This is a genomic window from Peptoniphilus indolicus ATCC 29427, from assembly GCF_000227315.1.
Classification (GTDB): Bacteria; Bacillota; Clostridia; order Tissierellales; family Peptoniphilaceae; genus Peptoniphilus; species Peptoniphilus indolicus.
The window spans coordinates 86,818-90,949 of the sequence record NZ_JH165065.1 but is presented as its reverse complement, the minus strand read 5'-3'; the positions used below and the strand labels follow the sequence as shown (position 1 = coordinate 90,949).

The window sequence follows — 4,132 nt, the reverse complement described above, 5'->3', positions numbered from 1 at the left end:
CATTTTGAGACTTTTGCAACAGCCTCTTTAGCTTATATAAATTTTAGAAAGTTATTATTTCTGCAGTTTCTATTACTACATCTTCCACTGGTTTATCTCTAAAATCAACTTTTAAAGATGCAATTTCATCTACTACTTCCATTCCTTCAAAAACTTGACCAAATACAGTATGTTTACCATCAAGCCAGAAAGTTCCACCTAAATTTTCATATACATCTACAATTTCATCTGGATATCCTTTTTCAGGCCCCGCTGATCTCATTTGTGATATAACATCTTCTGAAACAGGTCCTGCTTGAACTATGAAAAACTGAGAACCATTTGTGTTAGGTCCTGCATTTGCCATTGAAAGAGCTCCTCTAAAATTTCTAAAATTTAAATTTATTTCATCTTCAAATTTTTTACCAAATATACTCTCTCCGCCCATTCCAGTTCCTGTTGGGTCTCCACCTTGAATCATAAAGTTATCTATAACTCTGTGGAAAATAATTCCATTGTAATATCCTTTATTTATTAAACCTTTAAAATTTTCTACAGTTTTTGGAGCTGCTTCTTCAAAAAGTCTAAGCTTTATAGCTCCATGATTTGTATTTAAAACTGCTATTTCTTCACCCTTATTTGGTTCTCTTATTTGTTCTAACATTATTACACCTCTTTATTTAAACTAATGCGTAAGCTTCTAAAATGCCTACAAAATGTGCTACACTTGCTAAAAGTACAAAAACATGCCAAATAGCATGATTATATGGAATTTTTTTGTTAGCATAAAAAATTGCTCCTATAGAATATAGTAGTCCTCCTAATACTAACCAAAATATAAATTCAAGAGAAGTTGTATTATAAATAGATTTCATCATAAATATAGAAATCCATCCCAACCCTAAATAAATCCCTAAAGATAACTTATCAAACTTAGAGAATTTGCCTAAAGTTATAATTTTAAAAACTATACCTACTATGCATACAAGCCATATAAATGAAAGCATTATAATCCTCATAATTCCATCTAAAGACAATAGTATTATTGGTGTATATGTACCACCAATAAAAATAAATATTGAACAGTGGTCAAAAACTCTAAGTACTCTCTTAAATTTTTCATTCGGAATACTATGGTATATAGCTGAACTCAAATATAAAAAAATTAGACATCCACCATAAATTGAAAATCCAACAATCTGAACAACAGATTTATTTCTAACTCCAAAAATTATTAAAAACACCAACCCAACAATTCCAAGTAAAAATCCTAGCCAATGTGTTATAGCATTTAACAATTGCTCCTTAAAAGAATAAATCACTACTTCTCTTTTAATAAAATCACCTTCTTTTAACAATCCCCTTGATCTGTAATTATAATAGGTCCATCTTCAGTTATTGCTATCTGATGTTCATATTGTGCAGATAAAGAATGGTCAAGTGTCCTTGCAGTCCAACCATTGTCATCGATAGTGAGTTCATGTCTTCCCATGTTAATCATAGGTTCTACTGTAAATACCATTCCCTCTTGAATTCTAATTCCTCTTCCAGGTTTTCCATAGTGAAGAACTTGAGGGTCTTCGTGCATATCTCTTCCAATCCCATGTCCTACAAATTCCCTTACTACAGAATATCCGTTTTCTTCCGCATAAGTTTGTATTGCATTTCCTATATCTCCAAGTCTGTTTCCTATAACAGCCTTTTCAATTCCCTTATACATACATTCACGAGTCACATCTAATAGTTTTTGAGCTTCATCACTAATATTGCCCACAGCATAACTCCAAGCTGAATCAGCCAACCAACCATCTACATTTACAACCATGTCAACAGTTATTATATCTCCATCTTTTAAAACATATTCTCCAGGAAATCCATGACAAATTTCATCATTTACAGAAGCACATATTGAATAAGGGTAACCTTGATATCCTTTTTGCTCAGGATAAGCTCCCCTATCTTTCAAAAACTTCTCTACAAATCTGTCCAACTCTATAGTTTTGACACCAGGTTTAATTTGCTCTCTTAAGTTGTGATGTACTTCAGAAAGCAATTTGCCCGCTATCTGCATTTTCTTTATTTCATCTTTAGTTTTTATTACTATCATTTTTGTCACCTTCTTATGAAAATAATTATATCATAATTTTATTTTAACATTGAATATCATTTAAATTTTCTTTTCTTGAGTTCAGAGTATATTTCCGAAATCACAGTAAGTTTATCTCTACACCACATAGGTGCAATGTGTAGCTTTTTATCGGGATCGCCTGTTATCCTATGCACCACTATCTCTTTTGGTAATTTTTCTAATGAATCACAAACTATCTTAACATACTCATCTCTTGTTATAAGTCGTATATCATTTTCTAAATAAAATTTAAATAATTTAGAGTCTCTTTGAATATACAGAGAATGGAATTTTACTCCAAATGGTTTTATTTTATACACATAATTTAAAGTGTTTAAATAGTCTTCATAAGTTTCATAGGGTAGCCCATAAATTACATGAGTTAGAAACTTTATATTTGCTCTTTTTAATTTATTAACCCCGTCCTCAAACTCTCTGTGTGTGTATCCTCTATTTATTAACTCTATGGTTTTTTCATTCACTGTTTGAAGCCCAAGTTCTAACCAAAGAAATGTTTTTTTATTCAAATCAATTAGCATTTCCATCACTTCGTCATTTAAACAATCAGCTCTTGTCGCTATTGCAAGTCCAACTATTCCATTGATTTTTATTACATCATTATACATTTTCTTCAAATAACCTATATCACCATAAGTGTTCGTAAAATTTTGAAAGTATGCAATAAATTTATCTGACTTCCACTTCTTTGACATAAAAGTTTTTTGAAACTCCACTTGTCTATTTATGTTAAAGTCTGAAAATGTAAATTCCCCAGCTCCTCTTGAAGAACAAAATATACAACCTCCTTGATTATTAATTCTGTTTGGACAAGAGTTGTGCCCATCTAAGGATAATTTTATAACTTTTGAGCCAAATTTATTTTTTAAATAGTCGTTTAATGTTGTATAGTACATTCTTCCCCCTATTTGTATCTAATCCAAAAATTTTCTATATTTATTTTAGCAAAAAAATAGAGAGCTCCCTCTCTATTTTAAATTTCCTGTTATTAGATAAAATTTCATATATTGAATACTTTCGCCTTCTTTTATTCCGCTTTCATTTAATTGTGTAAAGACAACTTTGTATACAATGCCTTTTGAATTTCCTTTTATGCTAAGGTCTTCTAACACTATAGTTTCATTGGAGACCTTTAAAACCCTCAACTTATTTAAGACATCTTTCATATCAAAACTGAAAAGTTTATTGTATTTTTCCCCAATTTTATATTCTATAGTTGCTATTCCGTTATTGCTACTTACTTTATAATTTCCTATTGTCTTACTATCTTCTACATCAGAATATAATTCAAATTCCATCAATCTGGAATAACCTGTTAAATCTATAGAAGAATTTCCTTCATAGAAATAACTTAAATCCTCTTTAGTACTTGATGAATATTTATGTGAGAATCCAAATAGTTTTTCAAAATTTTCTTCTGTATTTTTATAGTCATTAGGAAGATATTTAGACTCCCAAGGTCTGTGCTTTTCTGTCATATATTCAACTATTTGCACTATTTCTGCTTTGTCTTCATCAGATATATCTGATGATGGAACGACTTCTCTTCGCAATAACATATTATTCTTCTCTAATATTTTTGCCAATCTATTATTTTGACTCTCTGCTGAAACTCTATAAGCACTTATCGGACCTAAAGTTGATATTAAAATTGTAGCTGCCAAAATTATAGGAATAGTTATATTTGAATTTTTTCTATAGAACACATAATATAAATTTGAAAGAGTTGCAAAAATACCCGCGGCTAAAACAAAAAATCTATTTTCTGTAATTCCATACTCTCTTATTCTAAATATAATGGCATAGAACATCATTCCCATTATAGGGAGAATTATTATAGGAAAATATTTTTTAAAACCTTCAACTACTTTTGAATCTTCTATTTTACCAAGCACAAACATCAGCATCACTTCAAAAATAGAAAACCAAATTACAAGCTCTACTATCATTCCTTGAGGTATTTCTGCCGTTATTATAATCTTTGCAAAATAAAGATAAAGTATAGTT

General features: G+C 30.0%; 5 protein-coding genes. All 5 read right to left on the bottom strand.

Annotation, left to right across the window (positions count from 1 at the left end; all coding sequences use genetic code 11):
* Positions 1-43 precede the first annotated feature (43 nt).
* On the bottom strand, positions 44-643 hold the full coding sequence (locus tag HMPREF9129_RS08920; protein WP_004822724.1) for a peptidylprolyl isomerase: 600 nt from the start codon (positions 641-643) through the stop codon (positions 44-46).
* A 16-nt stretch (positions 644-659) separates the two neighbouring features.
* The gene (gene trhA, locus HMPREF9129_RS08915; RefSeq protein ID WP_004822722.1) at positions 660-1,337 is read right to left on the bottom strand and encodes a PAQR family membrane homeostasis protein TrhA; all 678 of its coding nucleotides are present in this window, start codon (positions 1,335-1,337) and stop codon (positions 660-662) included.
* Positions 1,331-2,086 carry a type I methionyl aminopeptidase gene (gene map, locus HMPREF9129_RS08910; RefSeq protein ID WP_004822720.1) on the bottom strand — a complete coding sequence of 252 codons (756 nt, stop codon included), beginning with the start codon at positions 2,084-2,086 and terminating at the stop codon, positions 1,331-1,333. Before map ends, trhA begins: the two co-directional genes overlap by 7 nt.
* 56 nt (positions 2,087-2,142) lie before the next feature.
* Entirely contained in the window at positions 2,143-3,021 is an 879-nt protein-coding gene (mnmL, locus tag HMPREF9129_RS08905) for a tRNA modification radical SAM protein MnmL/YtqA (RefSeq protein ID WP_004822718.1), read from the bottom strand.
* Positions 3,022-3,093: 72 nt separating this feature from the next.
* Positions 3,094-4,132: DUF4153 domain-containing protein (locus HMPREF9129_RS08900; RefSeq protein ID WP_156792644.1), on the bottom strand; the 1,039-nt coding region annotated here is incomplete at its 5' end.

Excerpts from the sequence above, each read along its gene's own strand:
- HMPREF9129_RS08920 (WP_004822724.1), bottom strand. The coding sequence starts at position 643 with ATGTTAGAACAAATAAGAGAACCAAATAAGGGTGAAGAAATAGCAGTT.
- map (WP_004822720.1), bottom strand. The coding sequence starts at position 2,086 with ATGATAGTAATAAAAACTAAAGATGAAATAAAGAAAATGCAGATAGCG.
- mnmL (WP_004822718.1), bottom strand. The coding sequence starts at position 3,021 with ATGTACTATACAACATTAAACGACTATTTAAAAAATAAATTTGGCTCA.